Origin of the sequence: Arenibacter sp. F20364 (assembly GCF_023015905.1) — a bacterium.
In the GTDB taxonomy this organism is placed as follows: Bacteria; Bacteroidota; Bacteroidia; order Flavobacteriales; family Flavobacteriaceae; genus Arenibacter.
Window position 1 is genome coordinate 104,623 of the sequence record NZ_JALKBD010000005.1, and the last position, 21,247, is coordinate 125,869.

14 protein-coding genes are annotated in these 21,247 nt (G+C 39.9%); 8 read left to right on the forward strand and 6 right to left on the reverse strand.

Annotated features, from left to right (window positions below):
• The first annotated feature begins 14 nt into the window (after positions 1-14).
• Positions 15-3,188, forward strand: coding sequence for an efflux RND transporter permease subunit (locus tag MWU84_RS05610; protein ID WP_246899254.1), 3,174 nt, complete (start codon positions 15-17; stop codon positions 3,186-3,188).
• 143 nt (positions 3,189-3,331) lie between these two features.
• Here the strand turns inward: MWU84_RS05610 and MWU84_RS05615 are convergent, their stop codons facing one another.
• Together MWU84_RS05615 and MWU84_RS05620 are read right to left on the reverse strand one after the other, a co-directional pair.
• A complete protein-coding gene (locus MWU84_RS05615) occupies positions 3,332-3,742 on the reverse strand; it encodes a response regulator (protein ID WP_246899257.1) in 411 nt (136 codons plus the stop codon).
• 648 nt (positions 3,743-4,390) lie between these two features.
• Positions 4,391-6,799, reverse strand: coding sequence for a transglycosylase domain-containing protein (locus MWU84_RS05620; protein WP_246899261.1), 2,409 nt, complete (start codon positions 6,797-6,799; stop codon positions 4,391-4,393).
• A 554-nt stretch (positions 6,800-7,353) separates the two neighbouring features.
• Between MWU84_RS05620 and apaG the strand changes: the two genes are divergently transcribed.
• Both apaG and pruA read left to right on the forward strand, forming a co-directional pair.
• On the forward strand, positions 7,354-7,740 hold the full coding sequence (gene apaG / locus MWU84_RS05625; RefSeq protein ID WP_085495565.1) for a Co2+/Mg2+ efflux protein ApaG: 387 nt from the start codon (positions 7,354-7,356) through the stop codon (positions 7,738-7,740).
• A 205-nt stretch (positions 7,741-7,945) separates the two neighbouring features.
• Positions 7,946-9,574, forward strand: coding sequence for an L-glutamate gamma-semialdehyde dehydrogenase (gene pruA / locus MWU84_RS05630; protein ID WP_246899266.1), 1,629 nt, complete (start codon positions 7,946-7,948; stop codon positions 9,572-9,574).
• Positions 9,575-9,980: 406 nt separating this feature from the next.
• On the opposite strand, the gene rsmG is transcribed toward pruA, so the two are convergent.
• Positions 9,981-10,616: a 16S rRNA (guanine(527)-N(7))-methyltransferase RsmG gene (rsmG, locus tag MWU84_RS05635; RefSeq protein WP_246899270.1), complete on the reverse strand. Its 636-nt coding sequence runs from the start codon at positions 10,614-10,616 to the stop codon at positions 9,981-9,983.
• A 117-nt stretch (positions 10,617-10,733) separates the two neighbouring features.
• Between rsmG and MWU84_RS05640 the strand changes: the two genes are divergently transcribed.
• Both MWU84_RS05640 and MWU84_RS05645 read left to right on the forward strand, forming a co-directional pair.
• Positions 10,734-11,837 carry an acyl-CoA desaturase gene (locus tag MWU84_RS05640; RefSeq protein WP_246899272.1) on the forward strand — a complete coding sequence of 368 codons (1,104 nt, stop codon included), beginning with the start codon at positions 10,734-10,736 and terminating at the stop codon, positions 11,835-11,837.
• Positions 11,838-11,851: 14 nt separating this feature from the next.
• Positions 11,852-13,036, forward strand: a complete 1,185-nt coding sequence (locus MWU84_RS05645) for a pyridoxal phosphate-dependent aminotransferase (protein ID WP_246899275.1) — start codon at positions 11,852-11,854, stop codon at positions 13,034-13,036.
• Positions 13,037-13,103: 67 nt separating this feature from the next.
• Here MWU84_RS05645 and MWU84_RS05650 read toward each other — a convergent pair whose 3' ends face one another.
• On the reverse strand, positions 13,104-14,594 hold the full coding sequence (locus tag MWU84_RS05650; RefSeq protein WP_246899277.1) for a potassium transporter TrkG: 1,491 nt from the start codon (positions 14,592-14,594) through the stop codon (positions 13,104-13,106).
• A 1-nt stretch (position 14,595) separates the two neighbouring features.
• Entirely contained in the window at positions 14,596-15,945 is a 1,350-nt protein-coding gene (trkA, locus tag MWU84_RS05655; RefSeq protein ID WP_246899280.1) for a Trk system potassium transporter TrkA, read from the reverse strand.
• A 356-nt stretch (positions 15,946-16,301) separates the two neighbouring features.
• On the opposite strand from trkA, the gene ubiE reads away from it, so the two are divergent.
• Positions 16,302-17,030, forward strand: a complete 729-nt coding sequence (gene ubiE, locus MWU84_RS05660; protein ID WP_246899283.1) for a bifunctional demethylmenaquinone methyltransferase/2-methoxy-6-polyprenyl-1,4-benzoquinol methylase UbiE — start codon at positions 16,302-16,304, stop codon at positions 17,028-17,030.
• A 3-nt stretch (positions 17,031-17,033) separates the two neighbouring features.
• Positions 17,034-17,729 (forward strand): porin family protein, encoded by a 696-nt coding sequence (locus MWU84_RS05665; RefSeq protein ID WP_246899285.1) that lies wholly within the window; start codon positions 17,034-17,036, stop codon positions 17,727-17,729.
• Positions 17,730-17,872: 143 nt separating this feature from the next.
• Here MWU84_RS05665 and MWU84_RS05670 read toward each other — a convergent pair whose 3' ends face one another.
• Positions 17,873-18,595 carry an RNA methyltransferase gene (locus tag MWU84_RS05670; RefSeq protein WP_246899287.1) on the reverse strand — a complete coding sequence of 241 codons (723 nt, stop codon included), beginning with the start codon at positions 18,593-18,595 and terminating at the stop codon, positions 17,873-17,875.
• A gap of 75 nt (positions 18,596-18,670) precedes the next feature.
• Here MWU84_RS05670 and MWU84_RS05675 point away from each other — a divergent pair, with 75 nt between their 5' ends.
• Entirely contained in the window at positions 18,671-21,214 is a 2,544-nt protein-coding gene (locus MWU84_RS05675) for a BamA/TamA family outer membrane protein (protein WP_348647853.1), read from the forward strand.
• Positions 21,215-21,247: the final 33 nt, after the last annotated feature.

A 21,247-nucleotide genomic window follows, 5' to 3' on the forward strand; every position in this document is an offset into this window, starting at 1 on the left:
ACAATAGAAAGACCATGGAGGAAAAGGAAAAAAAGGGAAATAAAAAATCAAGAAAAGAAGGTGCTATTGCCTATATGGCCAAAAACTCCATCGCCACCAACCTACTAATGTTGGTGCTTCTCGGCGGAGGTATTTTTACCATGTTCAGTATCCAGAAAGAAGTATTTCCGGAATTTCAGTTAGATTTTGTGGAGGTATCAGTTGGCTACCCAGGTGCTTCCCCTGCAGAAGTGGAGCAAGGCATTCTGCAACCCGTGGAGGAAGCGGTTAGGGCCGTTCAAGGAATTAAGGAAATAGTCTCCGAGGCCAATGAAGGTTCCGGACAGATCAGTATTGAACTAGTCGCGGGATCAGAACGTATGAAGGCTTTTCAGGATATTGACCAGGCCATTAATCGCATTCGTACCTTTCCGGATGACATAGAACAGCCCGTTGTAAGTCTTCAATCGCGCCAACGCGATGTACTACAAATCGGATTATACGGAAAAGCGGATATTTGGACTTTGAGGCAACTAGCGGAACGTCTACGAAATATCCTATTGAGCAACCCCATGATTACCCAAGTGGAATTGGGAAATGTACCCGATTACGAAACCCGAATCGAAATACCGCGACACAATCTGCAGAAATATAACCTTACCCTAGGGCAGGTAGCGGACATTATTGAACAAAGCAGCAACGACGTTCCTGCAGGGGCGGTACAAACTCAAAGTGGTGAAATCTTGCTACGAATGCAGGAGCGGAAACAATGGGCGGAGGAATATGGAAATATTACCGTTGTCTCCTCTTCTTCCGGTGCCAACGTTACCCTAAAAGATATCGCTACAATTACCGATGGTTTTGAAGAAACTGGATTTCACGGGCAATTTAACCAAGAAAACTACGTAGAACTGCGAATTTTCCGAATTGGGGATCAGTCCCCTTTAGAAATAGCCGATGCCGTGGAAGGTATCATGGAAGATTTCCAACTTCCTCCGGGCATCAATTACCGAACGGACAGTAATAGAGCCGCAGATTATAGGGAACGACTATCATTGCTAACAGAGAATGGAATTCTCGCCATCGTCATTGTGTTGATTATTTTGACGCTTTTTCTAGAATATCGCTTGGCCTTCTGGGTCATGATGGGCATGACGGTCTCCTTCGTCGGTGGGATGATATTTTTGCCCTTAATTGGAATCAGTGTAAATATGATTTCCATGTTCGGGTTTTTGGTGGTGTTGGGTATTGTGGTGGATGATGCTATAGTGGTCGGGGAAAATGTGTACGAATACCGCCAAAAGGGGCTAAGTCCAATAAAAGCTGCCATTGCAGGAACCAAAGATGTTTCCCTTCCGGTGGTCTTCAGCATTATGACGACCATTATAGCTTTCGTACCCCTTTTATTTATGCCGGGTGAAACTGGTAAATTCTGGCAGCCATTACCAGCGGTCGTAATAGTTATATTAGGGGTTTCCCTACTGGAGGCTCTTTTTATTCTACCTTCCCATTTGGCCCATCTTAAAAAAGAAACAAGCAAAAACAAGTGGGTCTTAAAACTTGAGGGCTGGCAACGGTCTTTTGCCCAGTCTTTCGACCGTTTTATAGAAAATCATTATCGCCCTCTGTTGGACAAATGTTTACAATACCGCTATATCACCCTTAGTGTAGCGGTAGCACTCTTACTGATTGTTGGGGGTTATGGCTACAGTGGGCATATGGGCATGATTATGATGCCAGAGGTAGCGGCAGACGAAATAGAAGCAGGTGTTCGCTTACCGGTAGGCACTACGCCCGACCAGGCAGCCAAGGTAGCCCATGCCATTTCCAATTCTACCCAGCGAATGTTCGAGGAACACAATCTTTATGAGGTTGCAGAAGGCATCAAGACCAATGTACGTGGACAGAATTTTATAGATGTTGAGATTGTGATGTTGCCACCGGATCAACGGGATATAACCGCCGGAGAGGTTATTGCACTGTGGCGCGATAATATTGGGGATATTGAAGGGGTGGACCAGATTACCTTTGAAGCGGAAAGAGGACCTGGAGGCGCAAGACAGGCTATAAGCATCGATCTTAGCCACTCCGATATCAACGTATTGGAAAAGGCCAGTGCCGCCTTCGTAGAAAGAATGAAATCTTTTTCCAATACTCGCGATGTTACCGACAACTACAACAAGGGAAAAATGCAGTTCGACTTTAAGCTATTGCCCCAAGGCAGGAACCTTGGACTTACTTCTGACGAGGTGGGGAGACAGGTGCGAGATGGGTTTTTTGGTGCTTTGGCAATGCGGCAATTGCGGGGTATGAACGAAATTGAGGTACGTGTCAAACTACCATTGGAAGAGCGCAAGGATATCCAAAACTTGGAAAATTTCTTGATTCGTACTCCAGATGGAATAGAAGTACCTTTGATGGATGTGGTGGAAGTGGAGCAAAGAGAGGCCTTTAGCAGTATCAACCGTAGAGACGGTCGCCGAATAGTTAATGTTGGAATGGACGTAGAACCCGCCAATGCCGTTACCAGGGTAATCGACATGGTACAAGAAGAAACGCTACCACAATTACGTGCCAATTTTCCGGGAATCACCTGGACTTTTGAGGGAAGTCAGGCAGATATGAGGGAAAGTACCAATACCCTTAGGGCCGGCTTCGCCATAGCAATGGGACTGATATATGTATTGCTCGCCATAGCCTTTAGCAGTTACACCCAACCAATAATTGTTATGACCGCTATTCCATTTGGTATTGTAGGCGCTGTAATTGGCCATATATTATTGGGCTACGATCTGTCATTGGTAAGTTTAATGGGGGTTATAGCCTTATCAGGGGTGGTGGTCAACGACTCTCTCATCATGATAGACTACGCCAACAAACGGCGTAAGGAAGGAAACCCAATTTATACTTCCATACATGAGGCTGGGCTTCGAAGATTCCGACCCATCATCTTAACAACTATGACCACCTTTGGAGGCCTGGCACCAATTATCCTGGAAACTTCTAGTCAGGCCTATTACCTAATTCCCATGGCTATTTCCCTCGGATTCGGAATTGTATTTGCCACGGCTATCATCTTGGTAATTGTGCCCTGTCTGTATCTAATATTGGAGGACCTACAATTATTGATTCAAAAAGGTAGGACAGTTAGGCAAGTGGATGTTTCCAAAACCAAAACAAAGAATAAAGCTGTTCTTGCCGATAAATAAACTAGCTTCAGAAACCCCTCAAAAATCCATGCGCCATCTAGTGACTAGGCAAAAAACAGCCAAGACAGGTTTCCAAAAACCTGCATGCCTCAATTCTTACATAGCCCAATCTATTTCAAATGGGATTATTTTTCTACAAAATTCTATGCGGCACCCTCTGTCTCAATGTTTTTGAACAGATCAGCAAGTATAGAATCGGATAAAGGCTTAACTATAAAATCCTTTACAATATCATAACCATTGGCTTTCTCTATATCCAGATTATCTATTGAAGAACTCACTATATAGACCCTAGGTTTATTCTTAAGTGGTAGTCTTACAAATTCATCCAAAAATTCCCACCCGTCCATAACGGGCATATTCAAATCCAAGAATATCACATCTGGCAATTGTTCACCGGATTTAACCATGGCAGTCAAACTATCCAACGCCTCTTTTCCGTCCTCATGTACTATAACCGTAGAGCAAAAACTACCATTATAGTTTAATAAAACTTTTGTTCCATAAACAAAAATGGGATCATCATCAATAATACATACTGTCTCAATCTTCATAACCTTCATATAGTGTAAAAAGGCACATACAAATCGCTTGCGAACTATTTTCTGGATATGAATAAGTAGATGGGATACGATCTACAATACCTATGGAAATATGCCTAAAGACTTGGAGGACCTTGTGTGGGTAAGTTAATAATTTTAAAAAGTAATATTTTTCCTATAATTTATTTTTTAACAAATGTAAGAAAAAATTAATTATAAAATTACAATTTGAAATTCCAACCTCCTCCATTTCAAGGCATAATAAGATAAAAGCATCCAATCCCCATTACCTAACTTAACTTTACCTCTACCATACTTAACCGTACAATTATCAAAAGTTGAGCATTCCCAAGAATGAAGTTACTTCTTAATATTATGCGATCAAATATGTTTAAGGAAAATCTAATTCTCCTTAATAACCATAGGTCGAGCATAAAATATCATTAGGTAGCATGTTGAATCAACTAAATTCACTCAGCCATTTATTCCAAAAACCACCTCCTGATCCAGGATTAGTATTTGATTTTTTCGGTACAACTAGAAAAAAATATATTTCGAAACTCCCTTAATGAACCTAGCACCAGTGAGTAAAAAGTTACACAAACCAATAGAATATTTAATATCAAAAATGCCGAAAGGGGTTAATGGTGTTGGTCATTTTCACTGGTTACCATCTATATCAGGGATAGGCAATTCCAGGGGAAGGCTATCTTTTGCAATGGTATCCAAGCTTGCTCCAGGAACAATACCTTGTACGGAATCGATGGTTATAGGAGCATCTACCAATATCTCCAGGGTGTCCCTAATTCGCAATTCCTGTAAATAAGTAGAATCTGTTTGAGCAAACTCATAAGCTTCCACAGCACTGGATTCTACAAAAGGCCTACATGGGAAATAATCAAAGTTATACTCAAAATTCGTGAGCAAGGGTCTTTTCCAGTAACTCAAATTTTTGAAAATCGATGCTACAATTGGTAGGGCGGTATTAGCGCCAGACCCCATATTGGTAGACGCAAATTGCACCCTTTTATCAAAAGTCCCCACCCAAGAGCCTACAACAAGTTCGGGAGAACACCCAATGAACCAACCATCGCCGTTATTTTGCGTTGTTCCCGTTTTACCAATAATATTATATGGAATCTCATACCCCAATAAACGCGACCCAGTGCCTTCACTGATAACCCCCTCCATCATTTTTTGCAATGCCTTAATGTTTTCGGTGCTCGCCACCCGCCCTTCATAACGGGGTTTAGCGTCAAATAAAATATTACCGTGTTCATCTTCTATTCGATCAATGGCATAGGGTTTTATTTTGTTTCCTCCATTGGAAATACTGGCATATGCCGTTACCATTTCCAATAAACTGATATCGGCCGTGCCCAACACGATGGATGGCACATGGGGAAGTTCAGAGTCTATACCCATTTTCTTGGCCTGATCCAGTACCCTATCCATTCCCGTCCTAAGTTGCAGGGTCACCGAAACCGTGTTTATTGAATTTGCCAAGGCACCGTGCATGGAATAACTGCCCCCATATTTATTATTCGAATTTCGAGGTCTCCAATCCTCGTATTTGGAATAGGTAATAAGATTATTGTCATAATAGTTACAAGGCTCCTCCCCTGCCTGCAAGGCTGCCAAATAGGTAATAGGTTTAAAGGTAGAGCCCACTTGCCGCGGGGCAACAACATTGTCTATTTGGCTAAACCCATAATCGATACCACCCACATACCCCATTATCCTTCCAGAAGCACTACTTACTGCAATAACCCCTGCATGCAACCTATTAATGCTTTTTGCTATGGAATCTTCCAAGGACTGCATTTGATCTTCGTACCCCTTTCCGATTACCCAATATTTTCTTTTTCGCTTTTCCTTTATGAACGCTTCTATTTCTGTTTCCGTTTTTGCGCTTTCCCGCATTCGTGCTACTTCCCTATTCTGATCAACCAAGGTTTTCAGCAAAACCTCCTTACCTCCTTCGATAGTTGCTGCTGCCCAATAGGTATCCATAAGTTTCTGTAGATTGTCCGCCTGTCTATGCAGGGCAGCTTCCGCATATTTTTGTATGTTGGTATTTAAAGTGGTATAAATGTTTAGTCCGTCGGCCTCCAAGTCGTATATATGCCCATCCGGCGCAGGGTTTTCAGCCGCCCAAGCAGCAAACTCCGAAGCCACATAATCCTTGAAATAAGCAGAAAATGAAGATACTTTTTTTGGGGTCTGATAATCCAGTTTCAATGGAACCTGAGCCTCTTCGAATATTTCTGGAGTAATATAAGCGTATTTAAGCATTTGTGACAGTACTACATTGCGTCTTTGCTCGGCCCTTTCCGGATACCTTCTGGGATTATAATAGGAAGGTGCCTTTAACAGACCAACCAAGGTTGCACTCTCCGGTAAAGTAAGCTCCTCCGGTCCTTTGTTAAAAAAACGCAAGGCCGCTTTTTCAATACCATAGACATTTTCACCAAAGGAAACTGTATTAAAGTAAAGCAATATAATATCTTCCTTATCATATATACTTTCCAATCTTCTTGCTATAAATATCTCCCTGATCTTATTGATGGGAGTAGATAGGAAAAACTGTTTCTCCCTACCAAACAAATTTTTGGCCACTTGTTGCGTAATGGTACTACCACCCCCGGCATTTTGCTGTAAAATGATAGATTTTATCAGTACCCTGCCATAACTCCTATAGTCTATGCCTTTATGCTCATAGAACCGTGAATCTTCCGTGGCCACTAGAGCCTGCATTAAGGCAGATTTTATCTGCGAACTATCTGCATTTGATCTGTTTTGAAGATAATAGTAGCCAATAGGCTCTTTATTGGATGCATAGATGGTAGAAGTGACTGGGTTTTTTAGACTTTTTAAATAAGCCTTTGTCGGTAATTTCCCAAAAGCACCTAGGTATATAACCAGAAAAAGTAAAAATAGACTACAAAATCCTGCAATAGCTGCAAATAATAAAGATTTGAAAGGATGTTGCCGAATATAGGCCAATAACCGCATAAACCTTGACCAGGTTCCAGCCAAAACCTTCTTAACACCTTCCAATATCATCATTCGTTTTAACAAATTTCTACAATTAAAATTCGACTATAAATAAAAGTAATTCAATAATCATTATTAGCTGCCTATTTCATACTAAATAAACATCAGAAGAATTACGTAAAATAATGCTCCTTGGATCCAATATTTATAAATTTATTATCGATTCAAAAAATATTTTTTTAACAATAGTCGGGGAATGGCAGGATGTTTTAATTTTCGCCACAACACCTATGTCCAGGTACCGGTTGTCTTGATGTACATCAGAAATAAATAGGATTACACCGATTATATCAATATTAACTTTTATAATAGGCACTTGTTATTTATCTTGCTGACTAATTGCTTTTTAGAGTTCCCGTATCTAACATAAAAAGAATTATAATTTTAAGATAAATTATAACATTTGCTCTTTATCTTTGTAATGCGATGCGGAATTTCTTTGAGCAAGCTAGATTGATAACCGTAGTAAAATACGTATTTGAAAATATGGTATTTTTTGTTTTGATGGCATTTTAGGTTTTTTTGCTTTCATTGAGAAGTTTATTTTCATTTTAGAATCCGATCTTATGATAACACAGGTAACAAAAGGCATAAAAATTTCAGTAAACACCAGTTTTGAAGGAACTTTCTTCAAGAACTACAAAATGCATTTTGCTTTCGGCTACACCATAACCATAGAAAACCAAAGCAAGGATTCCGTACAATTGACCTCGCGTCATTGGCAAATTTATGATTCCCTTAATGAATTGGAAGTATTGGACGGCGAAGGGGTAATCGGCAAAAAGCCGGTTATAAAACCTGGAGAATCGCATACTTACAGCTCCGGATGTCTATTGGCTTCAACAATTGGAGCCATGAAGGGTCATTATAATATGGTAAGTATTAATAATTCCGAAAAATTCAGGGTGTATATTCCTACTTTTAAATTTAGTGCGCCATTTGCATTGAATTAGAATCCATACCTTACTTTTTTCTTCTTATTTCCAGAATATTTTTTTGGGAAATAATATTTATTGGAACCATTTCAATAATCAAAAATTCCTGTAACTTCTAAATGGAATTCCTATCCCCTATCCCAAAATTCACTTAGCGCTTAGTTTTATTTTCGATAATGCATTTAGTACCTTTGACATGAATTTGAACTTAAAAAAAATTATTATGGGCAAAGGATTTTTTCAAGTCCCCGCGGCATACAATGAACCTATTAAAAGTTATGCCCCCGGTACTCCAGAACGGGAAGAAGTACTAAAACAATACAGTGCCTATTTCAATGGCCAGGAAGACATTCCAATGTACATTGATGGCAAAGATGTGAAAACAGGAAACACCAAACCTATTTCTCCTCCACACGACCATAAGCACCTAGTTGGCCAATACCATACTGCCAACACAAAAGATGTATCCAATGCCATTTCGAGCGCTTTAAAAGCCAGGGAGCAATGGGCAGACTTGGAATGGGAACAACGTGCCGCTATTTTCTTAAAGGCCGCAGAGTTGATTTCTGGACCTTACAGGGCAAAAATTAATGCTGCAACCATGATTGCGCAATCTAAAAATATACATCAGGCGGAGATTGATTCTGCCTGTGAACTAATAGATTTCCTACGTTTTAACGTAGAATACATGTCCCAGATCTATGAGGAACAACCTGATTCTGCCGAAGGCATATGGAACAGGGTAGAATATCGTCCGTTAGAAGGTTTTGTCTACGCCATAACCCCATTTAATTTTACCGCAATTGCAGGAAATCTTCCCGCCAGTGCGGCAATGATGGGAAATGTGGTATTGTGGAAACCAAGTGATAGTCAGGTGTTCTCCGCTAAGGTAATCGTGGATATCCTTAAGGAGGCCGGCCTTCCTGATGGTGTTATCAATGTAGTCTACGGGGATCCGGTAATGATAACAAAAGTCGCCTTGGACAGTCCGGATTTTTCCGGAATCCACTACACCGGATCGACCCATGTATTCAAGGAATTGTGGAAGCAGATTGGAAACAATATACACTTATACAAAACCTATCCTAGAATTGTTGGGGAAACTGGTGGAAAGGATTTTATCATAGCACATCCCACCGCCAACCCAAAACAAGTTGCAACAGCAATTGTTAGAGGAGCTTTCGAATTCCAAGGACAGAAATGTAGTGCAGCCTCCAGGGTTTATCTGCCAAAATCCATATCCAAGGAAATATTGGATTATGTAAAAACCGATGTGGAATCGTTCAACAAACCAGGTTCTCCTGAGGATATGGGCAATTTTATCACAGCCGTTATACACGAAGGTTCTTTTGATAAATTGGCCAAGTACATTGACCAAGCCAAAAAAGACAGGAATGCCGAAATTTATGTAGGCGGAAATTATGACAAATCCAAAGGCTATTTCATAGAGCCGACCGTCATTGTTACGACCGATCCGAAGTACACCACCATGGAAACCGAACTTTTCGGCCCCGTGGTCACGATTTACGTTTATGAAGACCAGGATTGGTCCAAAACTCTTAAATTGGTCGATAGCACCTCTGAATATGCGCTTACGGGAGCCGTTTTATCCGGAGATCGGTATTCTATTGCCGAAGCAACCAAAGCATTGCAGAACTGTGCCGGTAACTTTTATATTAACGACAAACCTACAGGTGCCGTTGTAGGACAGCAACCATTTGGAGGAGCAAGAGCTTCCGGAACAAACGACAAGGCGGGTTCGGCCCAAAACCTTTTGCGCTGGGTGTCACCTAGATTAATCAAAGAAACCTTTGTAACCCCTGTAGATTACAGATATCCATTTTTGGGATAAGGTTAAAAACAATATTGCCAAAGCCCGTATTTGCTATATAGCAAATACGGGCTTTTCTGTTTTAAATATTACCAATTGGTTAGAGAGTCCGCTCTATGAAATCCTATATCACACTCCCCAATTTTGGAAGCCAGAATACCTTTAAATTTCCAACAACCCCAAGCAAATAAGTAGATTTAACATAAATTCCATCAACTTCACACAATATTAATGTAAATTTAACGTTAAGTAATTGTAAATTTACAGTCAATTTTAAAGCGCAATGTTATGAAAGAAGGTATGGAAAAAATAATTCCCAAAAAGACAAAAGGTTTTACACTCAGCAATATACCAGAATACATTAGGGCTTATGCCAAAAAGTGTAGAGAATCATATTACCATATGTTGAGCCTATGAGCCTTAGGTATTACCCCTTAAATTTTACCGGTAAGTAAACCAACTTCTTGGTTTGGAAGAAATCCTCCTCAAAAACTTCCGAAAGATTATATACTTCCACGGTACGGTATTCCTTTAGTTCTTCTTCCAAATCCCCCCCTTTTAAATAAAGGATTCCATTCTTGCGTTCGTGCCCAGATTTCTTTTTTATCTTTCCTTTAACCCAATGTGTAAAAGTGGGCATAGCTGCCACTGCCCTACTAACAATAAAATCAAACTGCTCCGTAATTTCTTCTACCCTTGAATTAACGGCAGTAACATTATCAATTTCCAGTCCCGCCACTACCTCCTGCACCACTTTAATCTTTTTCCCAATGGCATCAACTAGGGTAAAATGGGTCTCGGGATATAAAATAGCCAAGGGAATGCCCGGAAAGCCTCCTCCGGTTCCTACGTCCAATACTTTAGCCCCAGGATTAAATTTTTGAAATTTGGCTATTGCCAAGGAATGTAGTACGTGTCGTAAGTACAATTCATCTATATCCTTTCTGGACACCACATTTATCTTTAGATTCCAATCCTGGTACAACTGTTGTAGTTTTTCAATTTGCTGTTTTTGCAAATCCGTCAAATCCGGAAAATATTTATAAATGATTGTATGGTCCATTCTGTTTTATTAAATTATTGCCAAAAATAGTACTTTAATAGGCATGGCCTAAGTTTTAACAAAGCAGTTATACATAATTTGGGCCTGAATTGCCGTATATTTACCAAAAATTAAATCATGGACAACAAACCCATAAGATTTTCAAGAAAAGACTCCGCTCAATTTTTCAAAACCCTAAATAAGCGCGTTAATGATTATTTCAAGGAAAACGACCTTAAAAAGACGGGCAACTGGAAGTTACACCTAAAAACCGCTGTAATGTTTGCCTTATTTTTGGCTCCCTATTTTCTAATTCTAACACTAGGGCTTCCAAACTGGGCCAATTTATTACTGACCATTACCATGGGTGTAGGCATGGCTGGAGTTGGAATGAATGTAATGCACGATGGAAACCATGGTTCCTATTCCAACAAGAAGTGGGTGAACAAACTAATGGGAGGCAGTATCTACATTCTGGCAGGAAACGTATACAACTGGCAAGTACAACACAACGTATTGCACCATACTTATACTAACATCCATGAACACGATGAAGATCTGGAAGCAGGTAGGATACTGAGATTTTCAAAGCATGCCAAATGGCACAGATTCCATAAATTCCAGCATTTTTACTCTATATTCCTGTATGGCCTTTTAACCTTTAACTGGGCCATAACAACGGATTTCCAGCAAATGTACCGCTATACCAAAAGGAAATTGGCTTATGGCAAGTTCCCAAATCCGTTTATGAACTGGAGCATGCTAGTAGTAACCAAGTTAATATATATAACCATTTGGATTATAGTACCTATGGTATTTTTAGATATTGCCTGGTGGAAAATTCTCATAGGATTTTTTATAATGCATTATGTTGCAGGAGTAATTCTGAGCGTAGTTTTTCAGTTGGCACATGTTGTGGATGAAGCGGAAACACCACTACCCCAAAAGGACGGAACCATGAAAAATACCTGGGCCATACACCAGTTGTTCACCACTGTAAATTTTGGCACTAATAACCGTATAGTCAACTGGTTTACAGGAGGCTTAAACCATCAGGTGGAACATCATATTTTCCCAAACATCAGTCATATACATTACACAAAAATTGCGAAAATTGTTAAAGAGACCGCAAATGAGTTTAATTTGCCATACAACGAATACAAAACTACAAGAAAAGCTATAATTTCGCACTTTAAACATCTAAAGGAACTGGGCAAAAAACCCAAATTACAATATCAGTAAATTATAACAGAAAAATGAAGAACCATTTATCCGATAGGATCAATTCCATGTCCACCTCGGCCACATTGGCTATGGCTGCAAAAGCCAGAGAATTAAAGAGTGAAGGTAAAGATATCATTGGCTTAAGTTTAGGGGAACCTGACTTTAATATCCCCGATTTTATCAAGGAAGCCGCCAAAGAGGCCGTAGACCAAAATTATAGCAGTTATTCCCCAGTGGATGGTTATGCCGATTTAAAGCAGGCCATTGCCAATAAGTTTAATAGGGACAATGGACTTACCTATGGCCTGAACCAGATAGTAGTCTCTACAGGCGCCAAACAGTCCTTGGCAAATATTGCAATGGTAATGCTTAACGACGGTGACGAAGTTATTCTGCCAGCCCCATATTGGGTAAGTTATAGCGATATAGTGAAATTGGCCCAAGGTGTACCGGTAGAAGTGCCTACAAGCATAGACACTGACTTTAAGATGACTCCGGAGCAATTGGAGAAAGCCATTACTCCAAAAACCAAAATGATGTGGTTCAGCTCCCCTTGCAATCCAAGCGGATCGGTTTACAGCAAGGAGGAATTGGAAGGCTTGGCCAAAGTATTGAGAAAATATCCCAACATTTTTGTGGTATCCGACGAAATTTATGAGCATATCAATTTCAGGGGCGGTCATGTAAGTATTGCCAATATTGAAGGTATGTACGACCGCACCATTACGGTAAATGGTGTTTCCAAGGCATTTGCCATGACCGGATGGCGTATTGGATATATTGGAGGTCCGGAATGGATTGCCAAGGCCTGTACCAAATTTCAGGGCCAGATTACAAGTGGTGCCAATGCTATTGCCCAGCGCGCTACCATAGCCGCACTTGATGCACCAATATCATCTATTAAATTTATGATCGACGAATTCCACAAGAGACGCGATCTTGTATTGGAACTATTGGGAGAAATAAAAGGATTCAACCTTAATGTACCTGAGGGAGCATTTTACGTATTCCCGGATATCTCCAGCTTTTTTGGAAAAACAATCAACGGGACATTGATCAACAACGCCTCCGATTTCGCTCTATATCTATTGGAAAAAGCCAATGTGGCCACCGTAACCGGCGAAGCCTTTGGAAACGATAATTGCATACGTATTTCCTACGCCGCGTCAGAGAAAGAACTAAGAGAAGCAATAGCCAGAATAAAGGCGGTTTTATAACACAAACTTTAGTCATAAAAAAATGGACGTCCTAACCGACGTCCATTTTTTTTATATTCCTGTTATCCTAAGTACGCTTCCAAAAATATGGTGAAAACAGGATCAATACCGTAAAAAGTTCCAACCTTCCCAAAAGCATTAGGAATCCACACCACCATTTGCCCAAGGCCGGAAGGCTATTAAAATTCACCAATGGATTTAATGTACCCAAGGCCGGACCTACATTCCCCAGGGATGATGCCGCCCCTCCAATTGCACTTTCAAAGTCCAATCCCAGGGCACCAAGCACTAAAGACCCTATAATAAAAAGTAACATATATAGCACAAAGAATGCGATAATATTGTATACAATGTTTTCCTGTACGGTCTTCCCATTATATCTAACAGGAATAATGGCATTGGTATGCAGTGTACGTTTAAATTCCAACAACCCATTCTTTATAATGATCAAATGCCTCATTACCTTAATACCTCCAGCTGTGGAACCGGCCGAACCCCCTAGAAAAAACAATCCAAAAAAGAATATGGTCAATAAGGGTGTCCACGAAGTAAAATCGGCCGTAACGAAACCAGTGGTTGTAATTACCGAAACTACTTGAAACAAAGTATGTCTAAACGCACTTTCCCCTTCACCAAGTACCATAGGATAAAAATCGGACATCGCAACATTTGCCTGAAAGTACACTACCAAACTGGCAACTATGGTAAAACAAATAATAAAAATGGAGTAGAACTTAAATTCTTCATCCATAATCACCTTTTGCACCTTGCCTTTAAAAGCATAATAACTCAATACGAAGTTGCTCCCTGCCAAAAACATAAAGAGGATTACAATGTATTGTATCATGGGTTGATCGTTCCAATACGCCATGCTGGCATTCTTGGTAGAAAAACCCCCTGTGGAAAGTGTAGCCAAAGAATGATTCAAGGCATCAAAAAATGACATTCCAGCCAGTTTCAACAATAAGGTCTCTGCTATGGTATAGCTAAAGTAAATAAGCCAAAGCCTTTTGGCCGTATCGGTAATCCTAGGGTGTAATTTATCTCCACTTGGACCGGGAGCTTCGGCAGCAAATAACTGCATTCCCCCTATCCCCAGAAGCGGCAAAATAGCTATAGCAAGCACTATGATCCCCATTCCACCGATCCAATGCGTTAGACTTCTCCACAAAAGAATCCCTTCGGGAAGCGCCTCGATATCATCCACCACAGAGGCTCCAGTGGTAGTATAACCGGACATTGTCTCAAAAAAAGCATTTGTAACATCTGGAATGGATCCGGTAAAGAGATAGGGCAACATCCCTGAGGCGGACATTACCAACCAGCCAAAAGTAACAATTATATAGCCTTCTTTTCGTTTTACCTCCTTTTTGTGATTCCGGGTATAGAACATGGATAAAATCCCCACAAGCATGGTGACAATGGCCGCAAGAGTGATATCCAATGTAGCACCATCGTCATATACTCCACTGACCACAGCAGCCAAAATCATAAAAAAACCATTACAAAGTAATAGCAATCCCATGAGGTGAAAGATAATTTTCGAATTTAAGCCCATACTACAGGAATAGCTTTTCTATTTTAGGAATAGCACTTGGCAGGCAACATACCACTACCCTATCACCTTCGATAATTTTAAACCCCCCAAGAGCGATAAAACCTTGATTATCACGGATTACACCTCCTATAGTAGCCTCATTTGGAAATTTGAGATCCCTTATGAATTGACCGTTCACCTCGGAAGTAGGTTTAACAATAAACTCCAAAATCTCAGCATTTAAATTATTTAACCTAGTCATGGCCACAATTTCTCCTTTTCGGATATGTCTGAAGATATTATTGGCCGCCAGTAGTTTTTTATTGAGCAAGGTATCTATACCTATGGAATGTGATAATTGAAAATAATCCATGTTTTCCACCAAGGCGATTGTCTTTTTTACATTCTTGGATTTTGCCACCAAACAGGACATAATATTGGTTTCCGAATTTCCGGTAACTGCCACAAAAGCATCCATTGACTCTAGATTTTCCTCCTCCAATAACTCTACATTCCTTCCATCACCATTAATAATAAGCGCATTGGGCAGTTCATCTGCCAAATCGAAGGCCTTTTCCTTACTTTTCTCGATAAGCTTAACATTGAACTTATTTCTACAAAGATCCCGGGCCGTTTTATACCCTACCTTACTTCCACCCAGAATCATAACGTTCTTAATCTCCTTTTTCTCCTTTCCCGTAAGTTTGTAAAGGTCATCCAGCCCCTCCTTGGAAGTTATAAAATACACCTGATCATCTTCTTTAAAAATCGTATCACCCCTGGGAACAATGGTATATTGGGTACCCATTCTTTGTATGGCAATGGGCATAAAATGTAATTCGGAAAATATTTTTGCTGCCTCCTTTACCGTCTTGCCCACGAAAGGTGCTGTTCTGGGCAACGACACCCCTACCATGATCAACAAACCATCTTCAAATTCATAGGTATTATTGAATGCGGATTGATTTAACAACAGCTGTATTTCGGTAGCGGCCAAAGCTTCGGGAGAAATAAGCTCGTCGATACCCAAGTCCGAAAATTTAATAGCCTCTTTATTATGTATAAACTCAGCGTTGGAAATACGCGCTATTGTTCGTTTGCAACCCAATTGTTTTGCCAACATGCACAAGGTAATATTGGTAGTCTCAGAGGAGGTTACCCCAATGACCAGGTCGGATTTCTCTACTTGGGCATCCTTTAAAATGGCGATGGAGGTAGCGTCTCCCCTAAGTACCCTGATATCCAAATGGGTGTCCGCATAGGACAAACTATCCTTATTACTGTCTATCAGCGTAATATCCTGCGATTCATAGGACAATAATTTAGCCAAATGAAAACCAACTTCCCCTGCCCCTGCAATAATAATTTTCATCCGTTGTATAAATTGTTTTTAATCAACCAAAGTGCATAATAATTCTCGGTTAATCCCATGTTGTCATAATTTTGCACCTTAAGTCACCTAAATTTAATCAAAATATAAACTAAATCTATCTTTTAAGAATGCCTCCTTATATGATTCGGGATTAAATCCAATTTTCTCATATAGGACAGAAGCCCGCTATAGTCCATTTCAGATAAAACCTGAATATAAGCGCGACAAAATTACATAATTAAATTGGGTTGTATTCGAAAATATACCAGTTAAACAAAGAGAGATCAGCTCTTATTGTAATATTTTTGAAGTATAACTTTACATCTATATAGTATCTTTACCAAAAATTGATGATTATGGATAGAAAGGTGACCCCTTACAAAGATTCAACGCTGGGCAAAAAGGAACAGGTTACAAAAATGTTCGATACTATTTCTGGAAATTATGATGGACTTAACAGGGTTATATCTTTTGGAATAGACATTAAATGGAGAAAGCGCGTGGTATCCATTGTCTCCGAAAAACATCCCGAAAGAATTTTGGATATTGCTACCGGTACTGGTGACTTGGCCATTAATATGACCAAAACAGGTGCCAAGGAAATTATTGGGTTGGATATCTCGCCCGGTATGTTGGAAGTTGGAAAAAGAAAAATTTCGGAAAAAAAATTGGGGGACACCATTAAAATGATTGTAGGAGATAGTGAAAATCTGCCCTTCGAGGGCAATTCCTTTGATGCCATTACCGTTGCCTTTGGCGTTAGGAATTTCGAGAATCTTGAAAAAGGCCTGGCCGAAATATATAGAGTCTTAAAGCCCGGAGGCTCATTTGTTGTTCTGGAGACCTCCATTCCCACAAAAACACCCTATAAGCAAGGTTATAAATTCTATACAAAACTAATCCTCCCGGCCATTGGTAAGTTATTTTCCAAAGATAGGAGTGCTTACGCTTATTTATCCGAATCGGCCGCTGCCTTTCCCCACGGAAAACAGTTCAACAATATTTTGGATAAAATTGGGTTTATAGGTATAGACAATAGACCCCAGACATTTGGGGTTGCCTCCATTTACGTAGCTACAAAGTAAAATATGAAAAATATTTTTATTCTTTTAATTGTTTTTTGTGCACTAGGCGCCACATCCAATGCTCAGTTTAATGAAAAACCCGTAATGAACCTTGAAAATGAAGACGAACCGCTACTAAATTGGGGATATTTTTTAGGCTTTAATCAATATGACTTCAAATTTGAATACAAAGACGATTTACCCGATATTTTGGTAGACAAATCCTTTGGATTTAATGTAGGCCTCATCGGGGAACTGCGACTCAACAAATTTTTGGACCTTCGATTCGAACCCGGGCTGCACTACAATCAGCGAAACCTAGGTTTTCCAGGCTTTGATAACGAAAGGGATGCCATTAGAGAGGTAAAGTCGACCTATATTAATTTTCCCTTACTCCTAAAAGTAAGTACCAAAAGACTGGGAAACTGGAAACCATTTCTTATTGGAGGGGCATCTACCTCCATGAACCTGGGCAGCAACGAACAGAGTCTGGACGATAACAGCAGCGCCACTTTCCGAATGAAAAAGACCACATACTATTATGAAATGGGTTTTGGGATCGAATTCTATTTGGAGTATTTCAAGTTTACCCCTTCTATACGGGGAGTTTTTGCCATTAATGATGAATTGGTACGGGACAATGACCCAAATAGCCCTTGGACGGGCAATATTGAGGCAATGATGACCAGAGGGCTTTTTATCAATTTCACCTTTGAGTAAACTACCGCTGGGCAATCCTGTCTACCGACTTAGGCATGCCCGCGAGGCATTCGTAAAGGAACAACCTTAAAATTTTACGGCCCGCCTTAACGGAACGGGCAGGCAAGCGTCGAAGCAATCAAATCTCGATTATCGAGTAAAAATTACCCCCTTCTTATTTCGTTTAACAGAATAGCTGTAGCCGTTGCCACATTTAAACTTTCGGTAGTTTTGGTTCCAAATTGAGGAATGCTGATTTTTTTGCCAATAACGGCCTCAATGGCTTCCGATACCCCATTGGCCTCATTCCCCATTACCAATATTCCACTCTTAGAAAATTCCTCCTTATAAACCACAGTCCCATCCATAAATGCCCCGTAGACAGGAACCTCGGACTTACTCAAAACCTTTTGCAGGTCCCCATATACAATATTTACCCTGCTTATAGATCCCATGGTAGCCTGGAGAACCTTAGGATTATAACAGTCTACGGAATTGGAAGAGCATATGAGATTCTTGACTCCAAACCAATCGCAAAGGCGGATAATAGTACCCATATTTCCAGGATCCCTGACATCATCCAAAGCAATGACCCAATCCGAAAAATCCAATGGCCTGGGTACGGGAATATGAAATACTCCCAAGACCTTATTAGGGGTGGCCAGTCCGCTGATTTTTTTTAACTCCCCCTCACTTATCACTTCAATAAAATCTCCGCTCAACCCCAACACGGAACTGTCCGTAACATATATCTTATGCACCTTAATAGTGGAATTAAGTAGTTCCCGAACTGCCTTTATTCCCTCCACCACAAACAACCTATTTTGTGTTCGGTACTTTTTTTGCTGTAAATTTTTTATAAATTTTATTTGGCTTTTAACAACCATACAAATAATGTATTTTTGACTTCTATGAGGACACGGTCGTGTATGCGTTTAAACATTACGAAAATAGGATTATTATTGCTAGTAATTGCAATTACATCCTGCAATGCAATAAAAAGGGTTGGTGATGACGAACTCCTACTGACCAAAAACCTGATTTATGCCGATAGTGTAAAAATTACCGATGAAGATATCCATAGCCTTATTTTTCAAAAACCAAATAGTACCTTATTGGGTTATCCCCTAAGACTAAACCTTTACAACCTAGCCAAGAAAAATCCTGATTCTTCCTATCAGGTATGGTTGCACAAAAAAGAAAAAAGGGAGCAGCGCCTCATCAATATCTTATCTGAAAAACAAGTGGAAAGATTGGGCGAATCCTTTTTGGTAAAAGGAGCCAGCGTATGGTTAAAAAATATTGGAGAACCTCCAACGATCATAGACACCTCAAGAACAAGAAGGTCCTTGCAAAGATTGAACGCATATTACAAAAGCAAAGGATATTTCAATAATTCCACAACTTACGAAATAGACAGCAGTGCAAGAAAACAAAGGGCCGTCATGAACTACAAGTTGGATCTGGGGACACCCTATATCATAGACTCGGTATCCGCGGAGATTACCTCCTCCGCCTTGGATTCCATCAACAACATCAACAAAAGCGAATCTTTTATTAAATCTGGTCAGCGAATAGATCTGGACAATTTCAACAGTGAAAGGGAACGATTGACCAATCTTTTTAGAAACACCGGAATCCACAACTTTCAAGAAAGCTCCATTTCCTACGATTTAGTTGGAGACACCACCAAACAGGGGAACAATCGCAAATTGGACATCCTTTTAAATATAGAAAATTTAAAAACAAGGACAGATAGCGCCCTTACCACTTCGGAATACAAGGTGCACACCTTTAAGAAAATCAATATTTTCACCAACTACACATTCGATAACGGATTGGACAGCGTAAAGAAGGTAGATTATAAAGATTTCACGATCTATTACCAAGGCAAATTACGCTACAAGCCAAAAATGCTGACGGATGCCGTTTTCCTAAAAAAAGACAGTATCTACCGAGAAATCAACCGTATAAGAACCTATAGACAAATTACCAACCTTAATACTTTCAAATATCCGAATATTGAATTTGTAGCGGATAGTGCAGCTTCAAAACTAACGGCCAATATCTACCTATCTCCCCGACCTAAATATTCCTTGGGTACCGATTTTGATGTAACCCACTCCAATATTCAATTTTTGGGGATTGGATTTAGTCCTTCCCTAACGGCCAGAAATTTGTTCAAAGGGGCAGAAAACCTAAGTATATCTGGAAGAATAAGTGTAGGGGCATCCAGTGATCCGGATATAGCGGACAATCGTTTTTTCAATATTTTGGAAACAGGGGCGGATATCAATCTTAATTTACCCCGAATCTGGTTCCCATTTGTAAAAACATCTAGAATTATTCCGAACTACATGCTGCCCCAAACCAAGTTATCCATAGGAACAAGTTTTCAACAGAATATTGGTCTGGATAAACAAACATTTAATAATGTTTTTGGTTACAATTGGTCACCAACAGATTTTAAAAAGAATACACTGGAGCTACTAAATGTTCAATTTGTTCGCAATGTAAACCCCAACAGATTTTTTACTGTCTACCAGAACACCTATGAAAACCTGGATGAAATCGCCGACAATTATGAGACTGAACCGGCCTTGGCCGATTTTTATGAAACTGATGATGACAGTACTGATCGGCAATTAATTATCCCAGAAGGCACTACAGGGTTCACAAACGCAATACTCAACGGAGACGTTTCTTCGAGCACCGCAGATTATGACGACGTAAGTAGTATTGAAGAACGGAGAATAAGACTAACTGAAAACAATTTAATATTTGCCAGCAATTACACCTTTAATAAAAACAATAAAAGTGGTATTACCGATAATGATTTTTATCAGTTTAGGTTCAAATTGGAAAGTGCGGGAAATCTCTTGTCCGGAATTTCCAATATAATTCCTTTTTATAAAAGCGAAGACGACAAGCTCTTGGTTTTCAACGTGCCCTTTTCCCAATATATAAAAACAGAATTCGACTATATTAAACATTGGAGCACTTCAAGGACCAATGTTCTAGCCTTTAGGAGTTTCTTTGGAATTGCGATACCCTATGGAAATTCGGACAACATCCCCTTCGTAAGAAGTTATTTCGCCGGTGGATCCAACGACAACCGTGCCTGGCTGCCCTATTCCCTTGGACCAGGCAGAACAGAGGATGTGAACGACTTTAACGAAGCAAATTTAAAAATTGCCTTCAATCTCGAATATCGATTTCCAATAGTAGGGGATATTAAAGGAGCTCTTTTTGCCGATGCCGGGAATATATGGAATGTTCTGGACAACGTTACCGATGAGAATGCCACCTTTGAAAATTTTGGTTCCCTAGCTGATATCGCATTGGGAACTGGCCTTGGAATCCGTTACGATTTTTCGTATTTTATATTCAGGTTGGATATGGGGCTTAAAACCTATAATCCGGCTGAAGAATCTTCAAAAAGATGGTTTAGGGACTACAATCTGTCCAACGCAGTATTCAACATAGGTATAAATTATCCTTTTTAAAGCTGATTATTTTATTACTTTTGTCCCATCTTT

Bases quoted from the DNA above. Each gene is read 5' to 3' on its own strand.
- MWU84_RS05610 (WP_246899254.1), top strand. From the start codon at position 15: ATGGAGGAAAAGGAAAAAAAGGGAAATAAAAAATCAAGAAAAGAAGGT.
- MWU84_RS05615 (WP_246899257.1), bottom strand. From the start codon at position 3,742: ATGAAGATTGAGACAGTATGTATTATTGATGATGATCCCATTTTTGTT.
- MWU84_RS05620 (WP_246899261.1), bottom strand. From the start codon at position 6,799: ATGATGATATTGGAAGGTGTTAAGAAGGTTTTGGCTGGAACCTGGTCA.
- apaG (WP_085495565.1), top strand. From the start codon at position 7,354: ATGATAACACAGGTAACAAAAGGCATAAAAATTTCAGTAAACACCAGT.
- pruA (WP_246899266.1), top strand. From the start codon at position 7,946: ATGGGCAAAGGATTTTTTCAAGTCCCCGCGGCATACAATGAACCTATT.
- rsmG (WP_246899270.1), bottom strand. From the start codon at position 10,616: ATGGACCATACAATCATTTATAAATATTTTCCGGATTTGACGGATTTG.
- MWU84_RS05640 (WP_246899272.1), top strand. From the start codon at position 10,734: ATGGACAACAAACCCATAAGATTTTCAAGAAAAGACTCCGCTCAATTT.
- MWU84_RS05645 (WP_246899275.1), top strand. From the start codon at position 11,852: ATGAAGAACCATTTATCCGATAGGATCAATTCCATGTCCACCTCGGCC.
- MWU84_RS05650 (WP_246899277.1), bottom strand. From the start codon at position 14,594: ATGGGCTTAAATTCGAAAATTATCTTTCACCTCATGGGATTGCTATTA.
- trkA (WP_246899280.1), bottom strand. From the start codon at position 15,945: ATGAAAATTATTATTGCAGGGGCAGGGGAAGTTGGTTTTCATTTGGCT.
- ubiE (WP_246899283.1), top strand. From the start codon at position 16,302: ATGGATAGAAAGGTGACCCCTTACAAAGATTCAACGCTGGGCAAAAAG.
- MWU84_RS05665 (WP_246899285.1), top strand. From the start codon at position 17,034: ATGAAAAATATTTTTATTCTTTTAATTGTTTTTTGTGCACTAGGCGCC.
- MWU84_RS05670 (WP_246899287.1), bottom strand. From the start codon at position 18,595: ATGGTTGTTAAAAGCCAAATAAAATTTATAAAAAATTTACAGCAAAAA.